Raw genomic sequence first — 23,623 nt, forward strand, 5'->3', positions numbered from 1 at the left:
CTGCCCACTACTGTCCAGTAACACGGTTCCTCCGGGAGCCGCCGAGCGCCACCACCCTGCCCCTCCGGCCGTGCACCGAGAGCGGAGACACCCGATGGCACCCACCGCCGAACCCCCCTCGAACCCGCAGCGGAACGAGCGCACCACGCCCGCCCCGACGCTCCTCCTCAAGCCGGGAACCTCCTGGCAGGACGCCTGGCAGCGCAGCCTGGCCGCGGCTCCCGAAGCCTTCCGCGACGACCAGGCCCTCAACCTCTGGGCCGCTGCCTGGCATCCGGACGGCGATCCGCTGTCCGCCACCAGCCCCATCGACGGCACCCCCATCGCCGGCCCGCCCCGGCTCGACGCGGACGCCGCGCTGCACGCCGTACGTGCCTCCCTCGACCAGCACCGGGCCTGGCGCCATGTGCCGTTGGCCGAACGCAAGGCCCGGATCTCCGCCACCCTCGACGCGCTGACCGAGCACCGCGAACTGCTGGCGCTGCTGCTCGTGTGGGAGATCGGCAAGCCCTGGAAGCTCGCACAGGCCGATGTCGACCGCGCCATCGACGGCGTCCGCTGGTATGTCGCCGAGATCGACCGGATGGTCGCCGACCGCACGCCGCTGCCCGGTCCGGTCAGCAACATCGCCAGCTGGAACTACCCGATGTCGGTGCTGATCCACGCGATGCTCGTCCAGGCGCTGGCCGGCAATGCGGTGATCGCCAAGACGCCCACGGACGGCGGTCTGGTCTGTCTCACGCTCGCCTGCGCCCTGGCCGCCCGTGAGGGGGTCCCGGCCACCCTCGTCAGCGGCAGCGGCAAAGAGCTCTCGCCCTCGCTCGTCCGCTCGCCGGAAATCGGCTGTGTCTCCTTCGTCGGCGGCCGGGACACCGGCGCCCGCGTCGCCACCGCCGTCGCCGACCTCGGCAAACGCCACATCCTGGAGCAAGAGGGCCTCAACACCTGGGGCATCTGGAACTACACCGACTGGCAGTCCCTGACCCCCCTGGTGCGCAAGACCTTCGACTACGCCAAGCAGCGCTGCACCGCCTACCCCCGCTTCGTCGTCCAGCGCGAGGCCTTCGCCGACTTCCTCGCCGCGTACCTCCCCGCCGTACGCAGTGTCCGGTTCGGCCACCCCCTGGCCGTCGCCGACCCCGCCGACCCGCTGCCCGAACTCGACTTCGGCCCGCTGATCAACGCCGCCAAGGCCAAGGAGCTCGCCGACCTCACCACCGAGGCGATCTCCCGGGGCGCCGTCCCCCTGCACCGCGGCACCCTCGCCGACGGCCACTTCCTGCCCTCCCAGGACACCTCGGCATACTTCCCGCCCACCACCCTCCTGGCCCCGCCCTCCGCTTCCCCGCTCCACCACGCCGAGCCGTTCGGCCCCGTCGACACCCTCGTCCTCGTCGACACCGAGGCCGAACTCCTCGCCGCCATGAACGCCAGCAACGGCGCCCTGGTCGCCAGCCTGTCCTGTGACGACAAGGGCACCTTCGACCGTCTCGCCCCACAGATCCGCGCCTTCAAGGTCGGCCACGGCAAGCCCCGTTCCCGCGGCGACCGCGATGAGCTCTTCGGCGGCTTCGGCAACTCCTGGAGCGGCGCGTTTGTCGGCGGCGAACTCCTGGTCCGCGCGGTGACCGAGGGCCCGGCATCCGAACGGCTGCCCGGCAACTTCCCCGACTACCACCTGATGCCGTAGCCGCACTGCCGCACCGGCGGTCCGGCGGTCCGCCCGGAGCCGGCCGTACGGATCATGGTGGGCCCGCCGACGGCGCCGGGGTGATCCGCAGGACGTGCCCTACCCGATTCCCTGCCGGCCGGGCAACGAGGCGGACCGCCGGTCCGCGGCCGCCGGCACCGCACGCTCCACCACTTGCAACAGCAGCGTGCGGTGCCGCAGCGGCGGCTCCTGCCGTCCCTCCGACGCGAGCAGCAGCAGATCACCGACGGCGGCAGGGGGCATCCCGCGGCTACCCGCAGACGCTCCCGCAGCGACGAAAGCCCCCGTGGCCTGCGTGGACCACTGAGATGCGCAATTTATCCATCATTGCCCATAAATCGAGGTTATGTGGCGGACGGATATGCAGGTGAAAGGCACTCCGAAACCTTGGTATTGTTGTCCATGTCGCCGCGGGGAACGCCCCGTGAAGATCGCACCTAGTCCGGGTGGCGGAATGGCAGACGCGCTAGCTTGAGGTGCTAGTGCCCTTTATCGGGCGTGGGGGTTCAAGTCCCCCCTCGGACACTCAAATACGCACATGTCAGCGGGTTGTGACCGTACGGTCACAACCCGCTGATCTGCGTGGTACTCCAGCCCAAGGCAGAAGTCGGCGTAGAGCGGGACCTTGTCGCCTTGTGCTTCATGCCTCGTGCGGTGCGGTACTCAGTACGTCACCGGGCCTTGGCGGCGCAGGCGCCGGCCGCGCACGCGGTGAGCCAGGTGTCGAAGTCGGCGTCGTAGCTGGCACCGATGCCGGTGTTGTAGACGGCGTAGCCGCCTTCGTAGTCGCCCGTCCGGAAGTGCGTGAGCATGGTGGCGATGTCCGCCGGGTGCTTCTCGAACATGTAGCGGACCGCGAGGTAGCCCCAGGGATAGGTGCGGGTCACATCGCTGTTGTCGTAGGTGCTCTGGAACAACGTGCTCAGCTTGTAGGTGTGCTTTCCGGCCTCGGAGACCGCCTCGTCATCGGTGATCTTGCGGTAGCCGTACGAGACGTACTCGGCGAGTCCCTCGATCCACCAGACGTCCGGGACCGACGTCTGCTTGCCGAAGTCGCCCTTCATGTCGTCGCGGGCGTCGAGGTAGTGCGTGTATTCGTGGTTGAGGTTCCAGATCCGGGCCGGGAAGCCGTTGTCGTCGCTCCTCTGGTACATGATGGACAGGGGCTTGTTGTCGGGTTTGGCGGGGTCGCCGATCATGGTGATGCCGCCGTTGTTCGTGTCGACGCCGTAGATCGCCCCGGCGTAGGTCTGGTAGTCGTTGCGACTGCCGAACACGGAGAACTGGATGGTCGACTCGTACTGGCCGGGGATCGGGCCGTCGTCCTTCACGAGGCTGTGGACGTACGAGTCCTCTTTCAGGACGCTTTCGCATGCGGCGTCGAGTTCGGCGGCGGTCAGCGCCTGCGCCTTGATGGTGTGTGTCGTGTCGCAGGTGTGGGAGACCGGGAGGGCCGCCTTCGTGAGTTGCCCGGCCAGGTCGCAGACGGCGTAGTACGAGCAGTTGTCCTTGTCGTAGGAGTCGGCCTGTGAGGCGACCGTGACCCACAGGGGGGCAGTCGGGCCGGTGATCTTCGAGGCGTCCAGCAGGCTCTTCATCAGCGGCCGGACCTTGTCCCGGAGGGCCGCATGCTCGACGTAACGCGCCACGTTCATACCGGCGTTGGAGTCCAGGTAGGACTTGTCGGTGCCCAGCAGGTCCTTGTGGTCCAGCGCGAACGAGTTGACCGTGTCGACGATGCTCGGGTCGGCCGTCACCGCCTTCACATACTCCGGATTCCAGTTTCCGCGCCAGAGCGGGGTGTAGACGTCGTTGACGGCCGCCAGCATGCTGGGGATGTCGTCGTAGGAGCTGTTGTACCCGGTGAGCACCTTCTTGTAGACGTCCAGATAGCGGGGCTGCTCGTTGGCGCTGTCGGTGAGGATCATGACCTCGCCGAGGACATCGCCGTTCTTCGAAGTGACGTCCTTGGAATGGGAGTTGGCGAAGAAGCCGTCCAGGCCGCCCTCGACGGCCGTCGCCAGGGTCTTGCCGTATTCGCCGACATCGTCCGAGTGGTTGGACTGCACGTAGTAGCCGGCGCGCAGGAAGAGCACGAGCTGCCACGTGTTCGCCGAGTTGTCCCCGGGATAGGCCGCCGCCGCGTCCTTGAAGGCGCTGGCTATGGTGACCATCTGGTCCTCGCGGAACACGTTGTACGCGTCTTTTCCGGTGACCGAGAAGAGGCTGTTGATGCACTCCATGGTCGCGGCTTTGACGGCCGTGACCAGTTCGGGTCCGGTCCGGCTGCCGAAGTCGCCGGGGCTGCAGGAGGCCGCCGCAGTCGGTGAAGTGGGGGGTTTTGTCGCGCTGAGTGGGGGGCGCTGGGCGGGGGAGAGCGGCCGGCGCTGCACATCCGGCCGTTCGCCCGTGCCGACGGTCGAGCCGATGGGCGGCGGTGTGGGGTGGGGTGTGAGATGGGGTGCGGTGCGGGGTCCGGTCACGGGTTTGGCGACGGCTGTCGGATGGGGCGTGGCCGCCGCCGGCGTCGCCAGGCAGGCGATCGTCGCGAAGACGGCCACGCCGTCGACCACACATCTGGGCCAGGTGAAGCGGTAGCGCATCCCTGCTCCTTCGTGGGGGGAAGGTGCGCCTCGGGAACCGCGTGAGGCGCGTGTGGCACCTTCTCAGCGCACACCACCCGCCGACAATGATGTGTGACATAGCACCTTGGGCTGACCCGCCATAACGTCCCACGAGGCGTCAACGCCCCGACGTGTCCTCGTCGGTGGCCGGTCCTCGGTGCTGCCGCACATCCCGGTCGGAGCGGATCACGCCCTGCGGCCCGGCCACGCTCCAGGTCCGCGACGCCCACCTCCGCAGATGCGGCGACTGCGCGATGAGCGCGCGGTACGCCGCGGTGGCGGAGCTGACGAGCGTATCCGCAATCTCGTCGGCGAGGCTCTCACGCCGCCAGGCCAGCACGTAACGGCACCACAGCGGTGTGCCGGTCAGCGGTTTGATGAGGACGCCGGGGACCGGACGGAGCGTCGCCTGCACGATGGAGACCCCGAGACCCTCTGCGATCATGTTCTGCAACTGCATCTGGTCGCCGAGGAATTCGTGCACCGTCGCCGGGGTGAAACCGGCCGACTCGCAGGCCGCGTAGAACACCCCCGGCCAGCCGGCCCCGTCGTCCGGAGTGACGAACCAGGCGTCGTCGGCCAGATCTGCGAGCCCGGCCTCCAGGCAGTGTTTGAGCCGGTGATTCGCCGACAGGGCAACGAAGGACGGCTCGGTGACGATCCCGCGATGCGCGACGGCGGCCGAATGCCATAGCTCCAGCCCGGGATAGTCGGCGGCGATCGCCGCGTCCACCTCGCCGTCCTCCAGGAGTTGGACGATTTCCGAGGACGGATACACACTGCTCACCGTGAGCGCGAGGTCGGGCAGCCGGCTCCGGAGCCGGACGACCATGCCGGACAGGACCGGGGAGTTGGTCGCGGCGAGACGGAGGGGCCGACGCGCTCGCGCCACGCTCTCGGCCGGGCGGTGCCCTATGGCATCCGCGCGGGCCAGGACGTCACGGGCCTGCGCCAGGACCCCCGCGCCGTACGGTGTCAGCTCGACACCCGATATGTTCCGCTCGAACAGCGGCTTGCTGAAATAGCGCTCGATGCGCCTGAGTTGTGTGCTCATCGCCGGCTGCGAGTAGCCCAGCTCCGATGCGGCCCGTCCCACACTCCCGGCATCGGCGATCGCACACAGCACTCTCAGGTGCCGAAGCTCCAGCTCCATGTGCCCACCCCTCCCATCGGGTCAGTGCATCATCGGCATGACTCGTCCTTGATGCCCTGCGTCCCAGCGTCGGTCCTTCCAGGCAGTGTCCGGTGGGTCAATTCCAGGCAGGTCGTGCGCACGCCTCCACACTGCGTGGCGGCGTCCGCACGTTGATTCGCTCCGATTCCCCGCCCGACGCCGCTGAGTATGCCCATGCAGACAGGGCGCCCGCCGAGTCTCGACGCATCTTCCCCGCCGGTGCGTGTCCGCTCAACGAGGGCGGTTCCACAGCAGCGATCGGGGACAAGCGACGCCGAACGCCCTCGTTCGCGCTTGAGGTACGGCCTGGTCGGCTTCCTCATGGCGTCCGGACGCGTCGGCAGCCTCCTCGGCGCCACGCTCACCCCGCGACTACGGCAGCCGCAGCTCACCCCGCATCACCGGCGTGTACATAGGGTTACCGGCGTGTGCGTACGGTGCGCGCTCGTCCCGTCGGACGACAGTGGAAACCCCTGCTGAGCAGGGGTTTTTTGTGTTTCCGGGCAACGCCGGAAAAAAGTCTGAATTGCCTGTTCCATCCCCTTTAGTGGGGAGTATGCTAAATGAAGGCCTGCGGGGCGAGCGAGGGAGTCCGACCGACTGGCCTCGGGGAAGGCAGCTCTGGTTGCCGCCGAGGACATGAAGGAAGGCCGGGCTGAGAGGTCGAAAGGTCGTAAGACCGGACGGCGACCCCTAGCACCTGATCCGGACAATGCCGGCGAAGGGAGCCCACCTCGTAGGTCGTTAGTGTGCGTCGATCCGTCGATCCGTCGGTCAGTCGCTGCGCATCAGATCCGCACACTTCTCCCCGATCATCATCGTGGTGATGCAGGGGTTCACCGCGGGCAGGAACGGCATCACCGAAGCGTCCGCCACCCGCAGGCCGGTCACGCCCTTGACGCGCAAGTGGGGGTCGAGTGGCGTCGCCTGATCATCAGCGGGGCCCATCTGGACGGTACATGCGGGGTGGTAGACCGTGTTGTGCGTGGTGCGGATGTAGTCGAACAGATCGGCGTCGGAGTGGGTGGACGGGCCGGGGGCGAGTTCGGTGCCGGCCCAATCGACCATCGGCTTCTGGGAGATGATCTCGCGGGCGAGGCGCAGGCCGTGGGTCATGACGCGGATGTCGTGTTCGTGGGTGAAGTAGCGCGGGTCGACCTTGGGCTTGTCGCGGAAGTCGCGGGTGCGCAGCCGGACCGTGCCCACCGAGCGGGCCCGGGTGACGTTCGGGGTGAGGCAGAAGGCGTTCTCCGAGGTGGGGTAGCCGTGGCGGTAGGTGTTCATGTCGAAGGGCACCTGGCCGTAGTGGAACATCAGGTCCGGGCGGTCGAGGCCGGGCTCGGTGTTCGCGAAGATGCCGATCTCCCACCACTGGGTGGACGAGTTGACCATGGGCTGTTTGGCGTCCCACATGATCACGCCCTCCGGGTGGTCCTGGAGGGAGGAGCCGACGCCGGGGGAGTCGACGATCGGCTCGATACCGGTGGCCCGCAGATGGGTGGCCGGGCCCACACCCGAGAGCATGAGGAGTTTCGGGGAATCGATTGCGCCGCAGGAAACGACGGTCTCGCGGCGGGCGTTGACGGTGCGCGTGTGGATCAGGTCGGGGGCGAGATAGTCCACGCCGGTGCAGTGCCGGGCGGAATCGAAGTTCAGGTGCTTGGCCTGGAGCCCGGTGCGTACCTCAAGGTTCTTGCGGGTGCCCATGACGGGGTGGAGATAGGACACCGAGGCGGAGGAACGGGTGCCGTCCGGGCGGCAGTTGATCTGGAACCAGTTCGCGCCCCGGACGACGGTATGGCCGGTGTTGAACGGCGTGTTCGGGATGCCGGCCGCCACACAGGCCTCCAGAAGCGCCACCCCGCACGGGTCGTGCGGCGGGATGGTGCGCAGGGTGACCGGGCCGTTGCGGCCGTGGTGGTCACCGGGGGCGTCATTGTTCTCCAGCCGCTGGTAGAGCGGGAAGCAGTCGGCCGCGCTCCAGCCCGTACAGCCCATCGCGGCCCACTCGTCGAGGTCCTCGGACGGGGCCCAGAAGGCGATACAGGAGTTGTGCGAGGAGCAGCCGCCGAGCACCTTGGCGCGGGCGTGCCGCATGAAGCTGTTGCCGTTCTCCTGCGGTTCGACCGGGTAGTCCCAGTCGTAGCCGGACTCCAGCAGCCCCATCCAGCGGTCCAGGCGGAGCACGTTCTCGTCCCCGACGTCGGAGGGTCCGGCCTCCAGTAGGCAGACGGTGGCCGTCGGGTCCTCGCTGAGCCGGGCCGCCACGACCGCGCCGGCCGTTCCGCCGCCGACCACGACATAGTCGAACTCGTCCACAGGGGCCTCTTGGGACATCGCGCCGTCTCCAGATCAGGGGGTGGGGGTGCTGCTGCCCGGCCCGCCGTTGCCGGGGGCGACGGCGGCGTGCATGGCCAGGACGCCCGTGCGCTTGCGCTGGACGAACCAGTAGTAGGTGAACCCGCCGATCGCCACGACACCGATGAACAGGAAGGCGCCCCAGCGCAGATACCAGTGCTGCGGGCCGGTCGCGTTGTACACCGCGGCGCGCGGCCAGGCGAGGTTGAGGGACATCCCGAAGCCCCAGAGCACGGCGAGGGCGTTCACCGGAAGGCCGAACCTGCCCAGGGAGAACTTGCCCTTGGCCGGAGTCCAGTTGCCGCGCAGCCGCTGGACCAGCATCGGCAGGGTCACCGCCAGATAGGCCAGATAGATCATGATGATCGCGATGCTGGTGATCACCGAGAAGATCTGCGGCTGGTTGACGTTGATGAGGAGGATGCCGATCGCCACCAGGCCGATGACGACGGCCGGCAGCACCGGCGTCTGGAAGCGCGGACTGACCTTGGCGAGCAGGGAGGCGGCCGGGAGGTTGTTGTCCCGGGCCATCGCGAACGCCAGCCGGATGCCGGCGGTGTGCACCGCAAGCTCGCACACGGTGATCGCGATGACCACACACCAGAGGACGATCTGCCCGATGGTCGAGCCGAGCGTGGAGAGCACCACGTACTGCAGACCGTCCACGGACAGCTGCTTGGCGTGCAGATCGGGCACCGAGAGCAGGGCGAAGAGGAGGATCAGGCCGCCGATGAGGAAGGACGCGATCAGCGCCCGCAGGATCGCGCGGGGCGCGTTGCGGCCGGGGTCCTTGGACTCCTCACCGAGCGACGAGGCGGTGTCGAAGCCGTACATGACGTACGCCGAGGCCAGTGCCGCGGTCAGGAACGCGCCGAAGTAGCCGAGGCTCTCGCCTTGGCCGAGACCGAAGGTGTCGAGCACCACGCCGGGGCCGCGGGTGACATGCGCGGCAAGGAGAATGATCAGGATGACGGCGGCGATCAGCTCGATCGCCACGCCCGCCGAGTTGATCCGCGCCATCAGCTTGACGCCGAAGGCGTTGACCAGGGTGGTGAACGTGATGAGGATCGTGCCGAGCACCACGGCATTCTCGGCCGCGGACTTGCCGGTGCCGTCGCCGATGAACTGGAACCACGACGAGATCTGCGGCAGCGTCACCTGGTACGCCAGCGCCACCGCGGACAGCGACACCATGGTGGCGGTCACCATCATCCAGCCGCCCAGCCAGCCGATGTGCGGCCCGCCGAGCTTCTTGGACCAGTTGTAGACCGACCCCGCCACCGGATAGCGGGCGGCCAGCTCGCAGAAGCACAGCGCCACCATGAGCTGGCCGACGAAGACCATCGGCCAGGACCACCAGTACGCCGGGCCGCCGTGGGCGATGCCGAAGTAGAACAGCTGGAAGGTGCCGGTGAGGATCGAGATATAGCTGATCCCGGCGGCGAAGGTGTGGAAGTTGCCCAGGGTGCGCTTGAGTTCCGGCTTGTAGCCGAGCTCGGCGAGCGAATCGTCGTCGTGCGATCCGTCGGCCCGGGTGCCGGGGCGCGGGGACTCGGAGCCGGTCACTCGAACCACCTCTGCGGACGTGGCGCCGTATTGCGCCAGACGTGCTTGGCCTCCTGGTACTCGGCCAGCCCCGCGGGCCCCAGCTCACGTCCGATGCCCGACTGCTTCATTCCGCCCCACTCCGCCTGCGGCACATAGGGATGGAAGTCGTTGATCCACACCGTTCCCGCGCGCAGCCGGGCGGCGACCCGGTGGGCACGTCCGCTGTCCTGCGTCCACACCGCCCCGGCCAGCCCGTACACCGTGTCGTTGGCGAGCGAGACCGCCTCCTCCTCGTCCCGGAACCGCTCGACGGTCAGCACCGGGCCGAAGCTCTCGTCGCGGACGACGGACATGTCCGGGGTGCACTCGTCCAGCACGGTCGGCAGATAGTAGAAGCCGTTCGCCAGCGACGGATCGTCGGGCCGCGAGCCGCCGCAGAGCAGTACGGCGCCCTCGTCGAGCCCGGCCGCCACATACGCCTCGATCTTCGCGCGGTGCGCGGCCGAGATCAGCGGACCGGTCCTGGCATGCTCGTCGAACGGCCCGCCGAGCCGGATCCGCTGGGCACGGGAGACCAGCTCGTCGACGAACGCATCGTGCAGCTCCTCCTGGACGAGCAGCCGGGCGCCCGCCGAGCAGACCTGCCCGGAGTGCAGAAAGACCGCCATCAGGGCGTAGTCGACGGCGGTGTCGAAATCGGCGTCCGCAAAGACGATGTTCGGGTTCTTGCCGCCCAGCTCCAGCGCGATCTTCTTCACCGTGGGCGCCGCCGCGGCCATGATGCGCCGGCCGGTGACCAGGCCTCCGGTGAACGACACCATGTCCACCCGCGGGTCCTCGGTCAGCGGCGCACCCACGTCCTGGCCGGTGCCCAGCACCAGATTGGCCGCGCCGTCCGGCAGCCCGGCCTCGGCCAGCAGCCGCATGAGGTGGATGGCGGTGTGCGGGGTGAGCTCACTGGGCTTCAGGACGAAGGTGTTGCCGGTGACCAGGGCGGGTGCGACCTTCCAGGCGGTCTGCAGCAGCGGGTAGTTCCACGGGGTGATCAGCGCACAGACGCCGACCGGCTGATGCCGCACCGTACTGTCGATCTCCAGGGCGCCGGCGTCCACCACCCGGTCGGTACCCCCGGCCGCGCCGAGGTTGCCGAAGTAGCGGAAGCAGTTGGCGATGTCATCCATGTCGTATGCGCTCTCGACCAGCCGCTTGCCGGTGTCCAGCGACTCGGCCCTGGCCAGCGCGTCCTTGTCGCGCTCCAGCAGCTCGGCGACGCGCAGCACCAGCCGGCCGCGCTCGGCCGCCGGCGTCCGAGGCCAGGCTCCGTCGTCGAAGGCCGTACGGGCAGCGCCGATCGCCGCCGCCGCGTCCTTCGGCCCGCCCTCGTCCACGGTCGCGACCAGCGTGCCGTCCGCCGGGCAGCGGATCTCCCGCACCTGCCCGTCGGCCGCTGCGGTCCACTGACCGTCGATGAACAGCTCCGGCATGGTGGTGCCTCCGGTCTCCGGGCTCGTACGAGGCGGCAGCGGCAGGCCCGGCGCCCCGGCCGACGGCGTCGGGCCGACGGGCGGCCCGCCGTGCGGACCTCGGTGACGATCACTGCACCGAGAGTAAGGCGGGCGGTGCGGCTCCGCACGGTACGAGGGGCCGGGGGAGAGGGGAGCGGAGGTGGTCGGGGCCGACGGAGTGACGCGAGCGGGCGCACGGGAGAATGGGGGGATGGGCAGTGAGCTGGACCGAGGGCGCGGGCCGGAGCCGGGGCAGGCCCCGGTCGCCGGGCCGACGCCGCACCCCGTCCCCGATGCCGCGGCGTACCTTTCCGGCCGCTGGAGCATCGAGCGCACCGTGTACGACCTGCGGGCCGGTACCGAGGGCGGCTTCCGCGGCACCGCCGAGTTCCGACCCGACCCGGCGGGCGAGACGCTGCTGCACCTCGAGGAGGGGCGGCTGACGTGGGGCGGACAGGTGAACCCGGCGAGCCGCACCCTGCGGCTGCGGCCCCGGCCGGACGGCACCGCCGAGGTCGACTTCGCCGACGGCCGCCCCTTCCACGACCTTGACCTGAGGACCGGCAACTGGAGTGCCGTCCACCCCTGTGCCGAGGACCGTTACGAGGGAACCTTCACCGCCCTCGGGGCGGACACCTGGCGTCTGGAGTGGCGGGTCGGCGGGCCGGCGAAGGACCAGCTGCTGCGCTCGGAGTACCGGCGGCTGGGGTGAGAGCGGCGGGGCCGGTAGGCGCACCTCCGCCGGGCCGGTACGCGGACGCACGGACGGCGCCCCCGAGAGGTCCCCGGGGGCGCCGTCCGTGCGGGTGGCGAGCGAGGGCTCAGGCGGCGGGGAGCTTGCCCCGCCCGAAGAGCTTGCGCTCGTCGTGCAGCGCGAACGGTGTGGTCCTGAGATCGGCGATCTGAATGCCGAAGATCTTCAGTTGCAGCATCAGTTCGGTCTTGAGGTCGTAGCCCGCGCTGAGCGCCCATGCCGGGGCGCCGCCGCGGGATGCTGCGGCCCGTCCGGTGAGGTGGACGGAGAGATCAGCACCGACGCCCGCGGTGTCGTAGAGGAAGACCTGGGCGTGCGCCCCGACGCGGGCCGTCGCGGCGGCCGCACCCTCGACCCGGGGAGCTGCTCCCTTGGTCTGCTGGTGCGCCTCGCGCAGCGGCTGCCATCCGTTCCCGCGGTCGTACTTCGCGCCGACGGCGAACGAGCCGGAGGTGCGCTGGTCGGCATCGAGCACGATGCGGCCGCCCGCGGTGAAGCGGTAGGTGAAGGTGACCTCGGTGCTGACCACGACGGGGACCGGGCCCACCCAGAAGACGTGCCGCCCGGTGACCGCCGCCAGCGGCACCGCGACCTGCCCGGTATCGGCGGTCCCGCGCACCTTGCCGTGCACCTGCCAGCCGTAGGCGTACGAGCCGCCGAGGCCGATGGCCGCGCGCTGCGGCAGCAGGTTCAGCCCGCCGCGCTTCTCGTACTGAAAGATCAGCTCGGGCCGGAACGTCACCTCGCCGGCCAGCCGTGCCGGAGACTTACCGGTCGCCTCCACGCCCTTGGGCAGCGGCACATTGACGCCCAGCCGCAGGGTGGTGAGCGCCTGGGCCGCACCGGGCGGCAGCGCGCCGCGGGGGGAGGCGTGGGCCGCGCGGGTACCGGAGGGGGCGAGCCGGGAGCGCAGGGCCGAGGACGCGGACGAGGCGACGGCCGAGGGGCTCGGAGAGGCCGTGGCCGGGGCGTCCGGGCCACTGCCGGAGGGGGCACTCGCCTCGCCGGACGGTGCGCTCGGACCGTCGGACGGCGCCGTCGGGCCCGCGCCGGAGGAGGCGGGCTTCTGCACGGTGACGCCGGAGGAGAGCGGCTTGACCGTGAGCTCACCGGCTCGCAACGCCGTGCGCCGGTCCACCTTCTGATTGCCGAGCAGCTCGGAGAGCGTCGCGGGGGCGGTGGTCACCCGGACCTCGCCGCCGTGGGACCCGGTGACCTTGCCGACCTTGAACAGCGCGCCGGCGGGGGCGTGCCGGCTGGGCGCGGCGGCGATGACATCGCCGGTCCGCACGCTCTTGCCGGCGGCCGGCTTGACCACCGCCTGCTTGCGGGGCGCGTCGTACGAAGCAAGCTGCACGGCGACCGAACGGCCGGAACTGCCGGGCGCGTCGGACGGCTTGGCGGCCACGGCGCCGCCCTCGGGGCCGGCGGCTCCGTCGCTGCCGTCCGTCAACCCGTCCGGGCCCGCGGACCCGGTGGCCCGTATGGCGGCCGGGGAGGTGCCGGGCTCCTCGGAGTGCGAGAGCAGCGCATGGGTGCCGAGGGCGGCGGGGACGAGTACGCCGACCGCAGCGGCGGGCACCGCGATACGGCGCCAGGAAACAGCCATGGGATTCCTTGATGATGCGGGGGGTGATGGGGGAGGAAAGCGGGGCCGGGCGCCGGACGCCGGGACGGATCCGGACGGCTGGGGAAAAGTCGTCCAAGATCGAACATCTGTAGGGGTTCGGGCGGCTTCCTCGTAGCATGGCGACGAATGATCGCTTTCGCCATGGGGAAAGACACCGAGTCGGGAGGGGACGGGTGGAGACTTCCACAACGGTGCCGGAGGCCGTCGCCGCGCTGCACGCCGGAATCGACGCCCTCGCCGACGAGGTCATCGGCGGTCTCCGCGCCCAACTCCCCTCCTATGCGGCGGTGTCGGTGGACCAGCTCCGGCCACGGGTGCTGGCGTCCCTGCGGAACGGACTGTCAGTGGTGCAGCGCTGGTCCGCGGAGCGGCGGAGCCTCCAGGGCTCCGGGCACGGCGACGGGCGGTCGTACGGCATCCCGGAGACACACCTCGACGCGGTGACGGCCCTGGCCCGGGCACTGCCCGCCGAGGACATCATCTCGGCCTACCGGATCGGAACGGACGTCGTCTGGCGGCGGTTCGGCGAGGAGATGGCGGCCCGGCGCGGCACCGCCGAGGACCTGTTGCCGATCGCCGAGACGCTGCGTGCCTGGGCCGACGCCAACACCCTGCGCATCGTCCGCAGCTGCCGGGTCGGTTTCCCCGGCGACTCGATGACGGACCGCCGGCGCGCGGCGCTGGTCCGCGTCCTGCTGCTCGGCGAGGAGCGATGGTCCAAGTCCCCCTCCGGGGGCGGCGCGTGGGGCGCCGGGCCCGCCGATGACGGCCCGGCCGACGAGTACCGGGCCGACGGATACCCCGACGACGGGGGCGCCGTGGACGGCTGGTACGACCGGAGCGCGCTCCGCCTCCCTTTCCGCGCGTGCCTGCCCGACGCTCCCCCGGACCGCGCCCCCGAGCCGGGTCGCATCCCGCAAGCGACCGGCCATCCCGGCCCCGGCGACCGCGTCTTCGACCGGATCGTCGCCCTGCTGCGCCCCTGGCTCGCCCTGGACGGGACGGGGAAGGCTCTCGTCACGACCGTGGACGGGGAGGTGGCGGGGCTGCTGGCCGGGCGGCCGGGCGGGTTGTGCCGCGGCCTGATCCTGGGGCTGGGCGCCCCGGCCCCCGCGTCCGGACTCGCCGCGGAATTCACCCGGGCCACCCAGGCGCTCCGGGCCGCCGTCGGCTTCGGACTCGTCGGGGTGTTCACCCGTGAGGAACTGGGGCTGCGGGCCACGGTCGTGGCGCTCCCGGCCGTAGGGGAGCAGCTGGTGGGGCTGCGCCTGGCGCCGCTGGCCGAACGGGGCGAGGACGGGGCCCAGTTGGAGGAGGCGGCAGCCGCCTATCTGCAGCAGGGGCTGCGCCTGGAAGCCGCCGCGCGGACCCTTTACGTCCACCCCAACACCCTGCGCAACCGTCTGCGGCGCTTCGAGGAGATCACCGGCACCAGCCTTCGTGACCCGGCCGATCTGGCGGAGGTCTGGTGGGCGCTGACACACCGCCGGATCCACGGGCCGGCGAGCTGAGGCGCCCGCCGGTCCCGGTGGCCGGCGGACAACGAGGCCGTCGGAGCCCGTGCCGACAGGCGGCTCAGGCCTTCACCGCCCGTAGCGCATACAGCAGCGGAATGATCGGCTCCGACGGCGGGAGACGCCACCAGCCGTTCTCGGACGGGACCATCGCCTCGAACCGTTTCCAGGGCAACAGCTCGGTTTCCCGGACCAGTTGGACGGTCAGCCCCGCGCCGATCACGGCGGAGATGACCTCCCCGAGGCCGTGCCGCCACTCGTAACTCGTCGTGGCGCCCCGCACCGGTGGACCGTCGGTGTACGTGGAGGGTGTATCGCTCCTGAGCGGACCGCGGCCGCCCAAGTAGTCGTGGTGCAGCTCCAGTTGCTGCCGGTCCGGGCTCGGCGTCGGCCCCAGGGAGTCGAGCAGGGGATGGAACTCGACGAGGTAGAACGTCCCGCCGGGCCGGAGCAGCGCGCTGACGATCCCGGCCCAGGCGGTCAGATCGGGCAGGTAGCACAGCGCGCCCTTGCCCGTGTAGATCACATCGAACCGGCGCTCACCCAGCGCCTCGACGGCCCGGTGCACATCGGACCGGATGAACTCCACACTCCGGCCGCCCTCCTCGGCGAGCCGCCGCGCCTCGGCGACCGCCGCCGCGGAGAAGTCGAGCCCCACCGTGCGCGCGCCCCGTTCGGCGAACGCGGCCGTCTCGGTGCCCAGATGGCACTGCAGATGCAGGACATCGCGCCCGGCCAGATCGCCCAGATCGGTCCACTCGAACGGCGCGAACCAGTCCTCGGCGGTCCGGGAACCGTCCAGGCCGTAGAACTGGCTGGCCACATGGACCGGGGTACGGGCGTCCCAGTTGGCCTGGTTGGCACGCACCATCTCCTCAGTGGTGGGCGAGGCCCCCGGTACGGTCGACAGATCACTCTGCTCTGTGGTCATCCCCCTCTTGTACCGGCCGGGCCGGGGATCCGGCCAGTACGGCGAGCGCGACGGCGGGCACCAACTAAGACTCCCGCACCGGCGTTGTCCACACCTCGCCGTCGAGAACATTGCGCATCCCCACCCACACCATGTTCATCAGCCGCAGGGTGATCCGCTCCGGGGGCTCGTCGGGGTGGAGGGCCATCCAGTCGGTGAGCGAGTCCGCCGCACCGACCAGCGTGTACGTCACGAAGTCGGCCTCGTCGTCGGGGCAGGGGGTTCCGGCGCGCTCCGCGTCCCCGGCCCGGACCAGCCCGGAGACCTCCGTCATCACCGCCCGCCGGGTCCGGGCCAGCTCCGCCGCGATCGCCGGGCTCAGCTCCGACGCCTGGCGGTGCAGCACCACCCAGCTGTCGCGGTGTTCGGTGACAAAGGTGAAGAACGCGAGCAGCCCTGCCCGCAGCCGTAGCTCGGGCGGGTGCACGGGGGCCGCGGCAGCCCGTAACGCGGCCACCAGACGCTCGGCCTCGCGCCGCAGACAGGCGAGGAACAGCCCCTCCTTGGAGTCGAGATAGAGATAGACCATCGGTTTGGAGATTCCGGCGAGTTCGGCGATCTCGTCGACCGAGGCGGCGTGATAGCCGCGCTTCGCGAAGACCCTGATCGCCGCGTCGATGATCTGCTGCTCCCGGACCGGGCGGGGGACGCGTCGCCTGCGTGTGTCAGTCATTCGGGCCAGCCTACCTCAACCTTACTGGCGAGTAATTTTACTGAAAAGTAAGGCAGTGGGGGGTGCGGGGTGAGCCCCGGCGGTGCTGTCGCCGGGTGTAAAGCGGGCCGATGGTGGTAGGCGTCCTCACACAACGCTCCATTCCGCAACGGCTGTTGCTCGGGTGTCTGCCGAGGCGGAACCGGATGCGGCCCCGGGCCCAGGTGTGCTCCTCGGCCGGGCCGGACCGCGCGGGGGGCGTGCCCGGCGTCGGGTGTCGCCGGGGGGAGAGGAACGGGCCGCCGCCTGTGAGTGGCGTGGTGGCGGCCCGTACCCCCGCTCCCGGGCCCTACAGCTCCTGGATGCGGATGTTGCGGTACGAGATCACATCCGTCTCGCTGTGAACCTGCAGGCCGACATAGCCGGAGGCGAAGCGGCGGCCGTCCGTGCCGGGGTCGTCCGCGCGGGGCGGGGAGAACTCCTGGCCGCCGGTGTTGTCGAACTCGTTGAGCAGGACGCCGTTGCGGTAGACGGAGTAGTGCTGGTCGATGACGCGGATCTCGTAGTCGTTCCAGGTGCCCTTGGGGGTGACGCCCGCGCCCCCGAGGCCCACCCGGTCGAAGCCGTAGACGGATCCGGTCTTGTACATGTCGCCGTCGGGGCGGTCGAGGATCTGGATCTCGTGCCCGTATTTGATGGCGACCCACTCGGGGCGGGACTCCTCGGGATGGTCGTGGACGTCGGGGAAACGGACGAAGACACCGCTGTTGGCGTTGCCGGTGCCGGGGGCGTCATCGCGGAACTGGAGCTTGAGGGAGAAGTTGTCGTAGGTGCGCCGGGGGTACCAGAGCATGCCCATCCCGGGGACGGCGGAGCTGCTGGTCATGATGCCGTCGGGGGTGCGGCTGAAGGCGCCGCCGCCGACCTGTTCCCACGCGGCGAAAGACTTCTGTGTCCCGTCGAAGAGGTCGCGGTAGCCGGTGTGCTGTCCCGGGGTGCCGATGCCGGACTGCCGGGCGGCCTTGTTGATGGTCCGGTACTCGCGGTCGTCGACGACGCCGTCCTTGCGGAGGCCGTCGGTGACGCCGCGGACGTGCTTGAGGAAGAGGGCCTGGGAGGACCAGTCCTTCTCGTCCTCGATCAGCTCGTTGATGGTGCAGCGGCTGCGCGTGATGCGGTTGGGGATGCCGGTGTTGACGGTGCCGACGATGACGGTCAGCCGTTCGTCCCATTCGGCGCAGTGGGGTGCGGGGACCCCGCCGCCCTCGGCGATAGCGAAGGAGACGGTACGCGCCTGCGAGGTGTTGCCGGCTTTGTCGGTGGCGCGATGGGCGACGGTGTGGCGGCCTACCCGGTCCACGATGACCGGTGCGGTGTAGGCGAGGTAGGGGCCGCCGTCCAGGGCGTACTCGGTCTTCTCGACGCCCGATCCGGCATCGGTGGCGGTGAGGGTCACCGTGGCCCGGTTGAGGTAGTCGCCGTCGGAGTTCTTCGCGCCGGTCAGCTCGGCGGTGGTCTCGGGGGGTGTGGTGTCGCCGGTGGGCGGGGCGACGACGGTGAAGTCCACGGTCTTCTCGGGGGCGGTGTTGCCCGCCTTGTCCGTTGCGCGGTAGCGGAGCTGGTGGGCGCCGGGGTCGTCGATCAGGACCGGGGCCGTGTACGGCTGGTAGGCGGCGGTGTCGAGGGCGTATTCGAGCGTGCTGACGCCGGAGCCGGTGTCGGAGGCGGCGAGGGTGGCGGTGGCGCTGCCGACATAGGCGCCGTCCGCGTTCTGTTCGCCGGTGAGCTTGGCGGAGGTGTCGGGGGGTGTGCTGTCGGAGCCGCCGCCGTCGGTGACGACGAGAACGCCCTGCATGCCCTCGTGTCCGGGAATGGTGCAGTGGTAGCGGTACTTGCCGGGGGTGAGGGTGACCTCGGCGGTGTGTTTGCCGCCCTGGGCGTCGCCGGGGTTGGCGAGGATGTTGAGCGTGACGTCCTGGTTGTACTCGGGGTCGGACGTGTCGAAGGTCAGGGTGTGCGGCATGCCCATGGTGTTGCCGGTGGCCGTGCTGTTCTCGAAGACGAGGGTCGCCTTGCCTGCCACCGCCGTGGCGGGGGCGGAGGCGTACCGGGTGATGTCGTCGCCCGCGGTCCAGGTGAGGGTCTGCTGCTCCGTCTGCCGCGGGGCGGGGCCGGTCCGCGGCCCGTACGCCGTCGCCGGGGCCAGGCCGAGCAGCAGGGCGAGGGCGGCCAGCAGTACGGTCCAGGTGCTGCGGTTCATCGTTCTGCGGTTCATCGTTCTGCGGGTCATCGGGCCGCCTTCCGGGCGAGCTGCTGCGGCCGGGGCGTCGGCTCGCCGCCCTGGTAAGTGATGCGCCACAGGGCGGACTTGGGGTCCGAGGTGAAGAAGCCGCGCCCGTAGTCCAGGACGTACAGCGCGCCGTCGGGTCCGAAGGTCCAGCCCATCAGGTTGCGGATACCGTCCGCGCCCACTGGGATGATCTTGTCCAGGCTCTCCGCATGGGCCGGCAGCCCTCCGCTGCTGGCGGTCTTCGGGTCCATCACGACCGCGTGCCGTGGCTGGTCACCGTCGTAGAAGTCGCCGACGAACCACTTGCCGTCCCAGTAGGCCGGCCATTTGTCCTTGCTCGCGCTGCCGGCGTCGAACCGGTAGACGGGGCCGTCCATCGCGGCCTGGCCGCCGCCCTTGAGCCAGGGCAGCAGCAGCCTCTGCTCGGAGAGCTGGTAGCTGGGGATGCCGTGGGCGTCCCGCGGATAGTCGGGGCCGCCGCCCTGCGGGGAGTACCAGATGTTGTTGGCCTCCGCGGGCGGGATGTTGACCAGGCCGTCGTTGTTCGGCGACTCGTTCTTCAGGTGGTCGCAGTCGTACCAGCCCAGCGGCTTCGTGGGATCGGGCAGATTGCGGTCCCGGTAGGGCTGTTTGTTGCCCATGCAGAACGGCCAGCCGCGGTTGGAGGCATGGGTGATCACGGCGAAGGTGTCGTACTTCGCCGGCCCCCAGGTGGTGCTCGGCGTACCGGCATCCGGGCCGACCCAGCCCGCGTACAGGGTGTCGGTCTTCTTGTCGACGGAGATCCGGGACGGGTTGCGCACGCCCATCACATAGATCTCGCCGCGGGTTTTGCCGCCGCCCTCGTCGGTCTCCTTGCCGGTGAAGAGATTGCCCTCGGGCAGGGTGTAGGTGCCGTCCTGCTCGGGGTGGATGCGCAGGATCTTGCCGTTGAGGTTGTGGGTGTTGCCGGCGGTGCGGCGGGCGTCGGCGAAGGAGACGCCCTTGTGGTTCGGCGCCGGGTTGTTACCCGAGTAACCCTCGCTGAACTGGGAGGAGTTGTTGTCCCCGGTGGCGATGTAGAGGTTGTTCCGCGAGTCCCAGGCCATACCGCCGCCCGCATGGCAGCAACTGTGGATCTGTACCGGCCAGGCGAGGAGGACCTTCTCGGAGGAGAGGTCCAGTTTGTTGGTCTTCTGGTTCAGGGTGAAGCGGGAGACCCGGCGCTCGGCCATCTGGGTGTCGCGGTTGATCCGGGAGTGCGGGGTGTAGTGGAGATAGATCCAGCCGTTGGAGAGGAAGTCGGGGTCGAGTTCGATGCCGAGCAACCCCTCCTCGTTCTTGACCAGTTCGTCGCCGCCGCCCTTGTTGCCGAAGACCGCCACCGAGCCCGCCAGGGTCACCTTCTTGGTCTGCGGGTCCCAGATGTGGACGGTGCCCTCGCCCTTGCCGACATCGGGATCGTTCCAGTCGGTGACCACCGGAGCGTTCGCGTCACCGCCGCCGCGGCCGATGTAGAACACCCGGCCGTCCTTGGCGGTCACCACACCGTGGGGTTCACCGATCTGGTCGGACCGGCCGGGCTGATTGGGTGAAGTGACCCGTTCGGCACGGTAGTTGGCGGTGATGGTGGCCTGGCAGTCGGCGCGTGCGAGCCGGGTGGTCCACAGCAGCGCGCCCCGCAGATGGGTGCGGAAGTCGGCTTCCTGGAAGCTGGCGGCGGTGCCGCCCATGCCGGTGTAGAAGGAGCGTCCGCCGTCGTAGTCGCGGCACCATGACACCGGGTGGTCCCAGCCGTTGGCCCCGGCGCCCGGCTGGTAGGTGTTCTCCCGTACGCGGGCGACGGTGTGCACCGCGCCACTGGGGTTGGTCGCCCAGTTGAGCCACCGGTCGGGGCGCTTCCACTGCACCGGCAGGTCCTTGGTGGCCGGGTTCGTGCGGTCGCCTACCTCGACGGTCGCCCGCTGGGTGGCGTCCGGCGAGGTGGCCGCGGGCCGGGCGCCGATCAGTCCGGTGAACCAGTCCGAGTACGGTTCCGCGCGCGCCGCGTCATGGATGCCGAGAAAGCCGCCACCGGCCTTCATATAGCTCTCCAGACCGGCTTCCTGCTCGGGATCGAGCACATCGCCGCCGCCGGAGAGGAAGACCACGGCGTTGAAGGTGCCGAGCCGGGGCTTGGTGAACACCGTGGCGTCATCGGTCGCCTGGATGGTGAAGTGCTCGCCTGCCGGGCCCTGTTGGCCGATCTTTTCGATGGCCGCGATTCCCGCGTCGACCGTTGGCGGCTCGGCGCCGGCCGACGCGTGGAAGACCAGTACGCGGACGGGGTCGCCGCCCGGCGGGGAGGGCAGATCGAGCCGGGGAACCGAGGGCTCGGGCGCCGTCCCGGCCTGTGCCGGAGCGCCGCCGAGCAGCGCCGCGGTGACGGCGGTGGCCGCCATCGCGGCGACCCAGCCGTAACGGGCGCCGGAGCTGCGGGACAGGGCCGCTCCGCGTCTCTCCCGCCGTGTCCGTGCCCGTCCCGGCAGCCGTTCCCGCCATCGCTGCCCCAACCCCCGTATGCCCCGGGGTTCTTGACGCGGCAACCGTCCCATTGGCCCACCCACCCTCTCCGGTCATCCGAACAGCCGTTGAAGCTAGACCTCTTTCGGTGGCTCGCCAATAGCTATGACCGCGGCGCAACAAACTTTGTCCTTGCCGTGGATAAACGAAGATCGTGCGGCTACCGTCCCAGACGGTTCGTTTCCCGCCACCCGATGGGAGCACGATGACCGAGGCAGCCGAGCACCCCGCCGTCCGCGCTCTGCCGAGACGCCTGTTCACCCGCCGCTTCCTGGCCGGCGGCGCCGCCGTCGCGGCGCTCGGCCCGGCCGCCGCAGCCGCCACCCCCGCCCCGGCAGCGGCCGCGGAGGGCCGACGGGCGGTGGCCGCGGGCGAGGCGAAGCATCTGAAGCTGTACGCCGAGAAGCTGGCCGACGGAAGGCGGGGGTACGGGCTGGAGAAGGGCAAGGCCTCCGTCCCTGGCCCGCTCATCGAACTCGTCGAGGGCGACACCCTGCACATCGAGTTCGAGAACACCATGGAGGTCGAGGCGAGCCTGCATGTCCACGGCCTCGACTACGACGTGGCCAGTGACGGCACCAAGATGAACCGCAGCTCCGTCGAGCCGGGCGGCACCCGCACCTACACCTGGCGCACCCATGCGCCGGGCAGGCGCAAGGACGGCAGCTGGCGCCCCGGGAGCGCCGGCTACTGGCACTACCACGACCATGCCGTCGGCACCGAGCACGGCACCGGCGGCATCCGGGCCGGTATGTACGGCCCGGTCGTCGTGCGCCGGGCCGGTGACACCCTGCCCGACCGGCAGTTCACCATCGTCTTCAACGACATGATGATCAACAATCTGCCGACCGGCCCCGACTTCCGGGCGACCGTCGGCGAGCGGATCGAGATCATCATGATCACGCACGGGGAGTACTACCACACCTTCCATGTGCACGGTCATCGCTGGGCGGACAACCGCACCGGCCTCCTGGAAGGCCCCGACGACCCCAGCCGCGTCATCGACACCAAGATCACCGGCCCGGCCGACTCCTTCGGTTTCCAGCTGGTCGCGGGGGAGGGGGTGGGGGCCGGAGCCTGGATGTATCACTGCCATGTCCAGAGCCACTCCGACATGGGGATGGCCGGACTTCTCCTGATCGCCAAACCCGACGGGACGATTCCCGGCCATGACGGTCATGGCGGACACCCGACCCACCGGCTGGCTGATTGAACACCCTTGATTCGTACGTCTGTTGGGGTGCGAGTGCGTGCTGACGGAGCAACACCCGGCACTTCTCCCCAAGGGACCCTGTCGCTCGTCTGCAACAACCGCCGTTCGATGGGTATGTTGGGGGCTTGCAGCGCGTGGTCACTCCTGTACGGAGCGGTCACCCCTGCCCCATGGCTGATGACTGTCGGAGCGACGGGAAAGTGTGGAATGAGCCAGGAATCACAACCGCAGTCCAGTGCCGTCGATGTCAGCATCCCGAGTGTGGCGCGGATGTACGACTACTACCTGGGCGGCAAGGACAACTACGCCGTTGACCGCGAGGCCTGCGAAGAGCTGAGCAAGGTCGTCCCGAGTACCCAGGTACTGGCGATCAACAACCGGCGCTTCCTGCAACGGGTGGTCCGCTGGCTGGCTCGCGAACACGGCATCCGCCAGTTCATCGACCACGGATCAGGCCTGCCGACCCAGGACAACGTCCACCAGGTCGCCCAGCAGGTCGACCCGGACTCGCGTGTGGTGTACGTCGACAACGACCCCATCGTGCTGGCGCACGGCCGCGCACTCCTGGAGGAGAACGCCAACACCGCCGTGATCCAGGCGGACATGCGGGACACCGACGGAATCTTCAGCAGCTCCGAGGTCGAGCGGCTGATCGACTTCGACCAGCCGGTCGCCGCGCTGTTCGTCTCGGTCCTCCACTGCATACCCGATGCCGACGACCCGGCGGGTCTCATCAAGCGGGTCGCCGACCGGCTGGTGCCCGGCAGCTTCCTGGTGGTCTGTCAGCTGATCAGTGAGGACGCCGCCACCCGCGACTTCGTCACCGAATTCATGCGGGTCAGCACCCACGGCCAGTGGGGCCGGGTGCGGCAGGCCCATGACCTGGCCGGCTTCCTGGAGGGACTGGAGATCCAGGAGCCGGGCCTGGTGGAGGTCTCCACCTGGAAGCCGGACGCGGACCTCGGTCCCCGGCAGCTCACCCAGGAGTGGATCGAATTCGGCGGTGTGGCCCGCAAGCTGTAGCGCGAAGGCACCACACACGGAGCGGGGCGGGGCGCCCGGTAGGCCGACCACGACCCACCCGTCGAGGTTCCCGGGGTCGTGATCGAGCTTTTACACGAACTGCCGGGTGGGCCGGG

16 protein-coding genes, 1 tRNA gene and 1 riboswitch are annotated in these 23,623 nt (G+C 69.9%); of the genes, 6 read left to right on the plus strand and 11 right to left on the minus strand.

Annotation, left to right across the window (positions count from 1 at the left end; all coding sequences use genetic code 11):
- Positions 1 to 94 precede the first annotated feature (94 nt).
- Entirely contained in the window at positions 95 to 1,690 is a 1,596-nt protein-coding gene (locus ACGFWI_RS22530; RefSeq protein ID WP_393907771.1) for an aldehyde dehydrogenase family protein, read from the plus strand.
- 99 nt (positions 1,691 to 1,789) lie between these two features.
- Here the strand turns inward: ACGFWI_RS22530 and ACGFWI_RS22535 are convergent, their stop codons facing one another.
- Positions 1,790 to 1,954, minus strand: a complete 165-nt coding sequence (locus ACGFWI_RS22535; protein WP_393907772.1) for a hypothetical protein — start codon at positions 1,952 to 1,954, stop codon at positions 1,790 to 1,792.
- Between the two features lie 197 nt (positions 1,955 to 2,151).
- Here ACGFWI_RS22535 and ACGFWI_RS22540 point away from each other — a divergent pair.
- Positions 2,152 to 2,236: transfer RNA gene (locus ACGFWI_RS22540), tRNA-Leu, on the plus strand.
- 146 nt (positions 2,237 to 2,382) lie between these two features.
- Here ACGFWI_RS22540 and ACGFWI_RS22545 read toward each other — a convergent pair.
- The 5 genes from ACGFWI_RS22545 to ACGFWI_RS22565 all read right to left on the minus strand — a co-directional run bounded on the left by ACGFWI_RS22545 (position 2,383) and on the right by ACGFWI_RS22565 (position 10,899).
- Entirely contained in the window at positions 2,383 to 4,314 is a 1,932-nt protein-coding gene (locus ACGFWI_RS22545) for a collagenase (RefSeq protein ID WP_393907773.1), read from the minus strand.
- 139 nt (positions 4,315 to 4,453) lie between these two features.
- On the minus strand, positions 4,454 to 5,488 hold the full coding sequence (locus ACGFWI_RS22550; protein ID WP_393907774.1) for a LysR family transcriptional regulator: 1,035 nt from the start codon (positions 5,486 to 5,488) through the stop codon (positions 4,454 to 4,456).
- Between the two features lie 595 nt (positions 5,489 to 6,083).
- A riboswitch (TPP riboswitch) is annotated at positions 6,084 to 6,253 on the plus strand.
- A gap of 30 nt (positions 6,254 to 6,283) precedes the next feature.
- Positions 6,284 to 7,846: a GMC family oxidoreductase gene (locus tag ACGFWI_RS22555; RefSeq protein WP_393907775.1), complete on the minus strand. Its 1,563-nt coding sequence runs from the start codon at positions 7,844 to 7,846 to the stop codon at positions 6,284 to 6,286.
- 15 nt (positions 7,847 to 7,861) lie between these two features.
- A complete protein-coding gene (locus ACGFWI_RS22560; protein ID WP_393907776.1) occupies positions 7,862 to 9,433 on the minus strand; it encodes an APC family permease in 1,572 nt (523 codons plus the stop codon).
- Positions 9,430 to 10,899, minus strand: coding sequence for an aldehyde dehydrogenase family protein (locus ACGFWI_RS22565; RefSeq protein ID WP_393907777.1), 1,470 nt, complete (start codon positions 10,897 to 10,899; stop codon positions 9,430 to 9,432). Before ACGFWI_RS22565 ends, ACGFWI_RS22560 begins: the two co-directional genes overlap by 4 nt.
- Positions 10,900 to 11,131: 232 nt before the next feature.
- Between ACGFWI_RS22565 and ACGFWI_RS22570 the strand changes: the two genes are divergently transcribed.
- Entirely contained in the window at positions 11,132 to 11,632 is a 501-nt protein-coding gene (locus ACGFWI_RS22570) for a DUF6314 family protein (protein WP_393907778.1), read from the plus strand.
- A gap of 109 nt (positions 11,633 to 11,741) precedes the next feature.
- Here ACGFWI_RS22570 and ACGFWI_RS22575 read toward each other — a convergent pair whose 3' ends face one another.
- Positions 11,742 to 13,283, minus strand: a complete 1,542-nt coding sequence (locus ACGFWI_RS22575) for a hypothetical protein (protein ID WP_393907779.1) — start codon at positions 13,281 to 13,283, stop codon at positions 11,742 to 11,744.
- A gap of 194 nt (positions 13,284 to 13,477) precedes the next feature.
- Between ACGFWI_RS22575 and ACGFWI_RS22580 the strand changes: the two genes are divergently transcribed.
- A complete protein-coding gene (locus ACGFWI_RS22580; protein ID WP_393907780.1) occupies positions 13,478 to 14,815 on the plus strand; it encodes a PucR family transcriptional regulator in 1,338 nt (445 codons plus the stop codon).
- 64 nt (positions 14,816 to 14,879) lie between these two features.
- Here ACGFWI_RS22580 and ACGFWI_RS22585 read toward each other — a convergent pair whose 3' ends face one another.
- The 4 genes from ACGFWI_RS22585 to ACGFWI_RS22600 form a co-directional block, all read right to left on the minus strand.
- Positions 14,880 to 15,749: a class I SAM-dependent methyltransferase gene (locus tag ACGFWI_RS22585; protein ID WP_393907781.1), complete on the minus strand. Its 870-nt coding sequence runs from the start codon at positions 15,747 to 15,749 to the stop codon at positions 14,880 to 14,882.
- 64 nt (positions 15,750 to 15,813) lie between these two features.
- Positions 15,814 to 16,461 (minus strand): TetR/AcrR family transcriptional regulator, encoded by a 648-nt coding sequence (locus tag ACGFWI_RS22590; RefSeq protein ID WP_393907782.1) that lies wholly within the window; start codon positions 16,459 to 16,461, stop codon positions 15,814 to 15,816.
- Positions 16,462 to 16,789: 328 nt separating this feature from the next.
- On the minus strand, positions 16,790 to 18,715 hold the full coding sequence (locus tag ACGFWI_RS22595) for an OmpL47-type beta-barrel domain-containing protein (protein ID WP_393907881.1): 1,926 nt from the start codon (positions 18,713 to 18,715) through the stop codon (positions 16,790 to 16,792).
- 11 nt (positions 18,716 to 18,726) lie between these two features.
- Positions 18,727 to 21,150, minus strand: coding sequence for a ThuA domain-containing protein (locus ACGFWI_RS22600; protein WP_393907783.1), 2,424 nt, complete (start codon positions 21,148 to 21,150; stop codon positions 18,727 to 18,729).
- Positions 21,151 to 21,512: 362 nt separating this feature from the next.
- Between ACGFWI_RS22600 and ACGFWI_RS22605 the strand changes: the two genes are divergently transcribed.
- The gene (locus ACGFWI_RS22605; protein WP_393907882.1) at positions 21,513 to 22,484 is read left to right on the plus strand and encodes a multicopper oxidase domain-containing protein; all 972 of its coding nucleotides are present in this window, start codon (positions 21,513 to 21,515) and stop codon (positions 22,482 to 22,484) included.
- Positions 22,485 to 22,691: 207 nt separating this feature from the next.
- Complete coding sequence (locus ACGFWI_RS22610) at positions 22,692 to 23,507, plus strand: SAM-dependent methyltransferase (protein WP_393907784.1); 816 nt, start codon at positions 22,692 to 22,694, stop codon at positions 23,505 to 23,507.
- Positions 23,508 to 23,623: the final 116 nt, after the last annotated feature.

Source organism: Streptomyces sp. NPDC048434, from assembly GCF_043200375.1.
GTDB lineage: Bacteria > Actinomycetota > Actinomycetes > Streptomycetales > Streptomycetaceae > Streptomyces.

Excerpts from the sequence above, each read along its gene's own strand:
- ACGFWI_RS22565 (WP_393907777.1), bottom strand. The coding sequence starts at position 10,899 with ATGCCGGAGCTGTTCATCGACGGTCAGTGGACCGCAGCGGCCGACGGG.
- ACGFWI_RS22575 (WP_393907779.1), bottom strand. The coding sequence starts at position 13,283 with ATGGCTGTTTCCTGGCGCCGTATCGCGGTGCCCGCCGCTGCGGTCGGC.
- ACGFWI_RS22595 (WP_393907881.1), bottom strand. The coding sequence starts at position 18,715 with ATGAACCGCAGAACGATGAACCGCAGCACCTGGACCGTACTGCTGGCC.
- ACGFWI_RS22555 (WP_393907775.1), bottom strand. The coding sequence starts at position 7,846 with ATGTCCCAAGAGGCCCCTGTGGACGAGTTCGACTATGTCGTGGTCGGC.
- ACGFWI_RS22550 (WP_393907774.1), bottom strand. The coding sequence starts at position 5,488 with ATGGAGCTGGAGCTTCGGCACCTGAGAGTGCTGTGTGCGATCGCCGAT.
- ACGFWI_RS22610 (WP_393907784.1), top strand. The coding sequence starts at position 22,692 with ATGAGCCAGGAATCACAACCGCAGTCCAGTGCCGTCGATGTCAGCATC.
- ACGFWI_RS22530 (WP_393907771.1), top strand. The coding sequence starts at position 95 with ATGGCACCCACCGCCGAACCCCCCTCGAACCCGCAGCGGAACGAGCGC.
- ACGFWI_RS22570 (WP_393907778.1), top strand. The coding sequence starts at position 11,132 with ATGGGCAGTGAGCTGGACCGAGGGCGCGGGCCGGAGCCGGGGCAGGCC.
- ACGFWI_RS22585 (WP_393907781.1), bottom strand. The coding sequence starts at position 15,749 with ATGACCACAGAGCAGAGTGATCTGTCGACCGTACCGGGGGCCTCGCCC.
- ACGFWI_RS22590 (WP_393907782.1), bottom strand. The coding sequence starts at position 16,461 with ATGACTGACACACGCAGGCGACGCGTCCCCCGCCCGGTCCGGGAGCAG.
- ACGFWI_RS22600 (WP_393907783.1), bottom strand. The coding sequence starts at position 21,150 with ATGGCGGCCACCGCCGTCACCGCGGCGCTGCTCGGCGGCGCTCCGGCA.
- ACGFWI_RS22545 (WP_393907773.1), bottom strand. The coding sequence starts at position 4,314 with ATGCGCTACCGCTTCACCTGGCCCAGATGTGTGGTCGACGGCGTGGCC.
- ACGFWI_RS22535 (WP_393907772.1), bottom strand. The coding sequence starts at position 1,954 with ATGCCCCCTGCCGCCGTCGGTGATCTGCTGCTGCTCGCGTCGGAGGGA.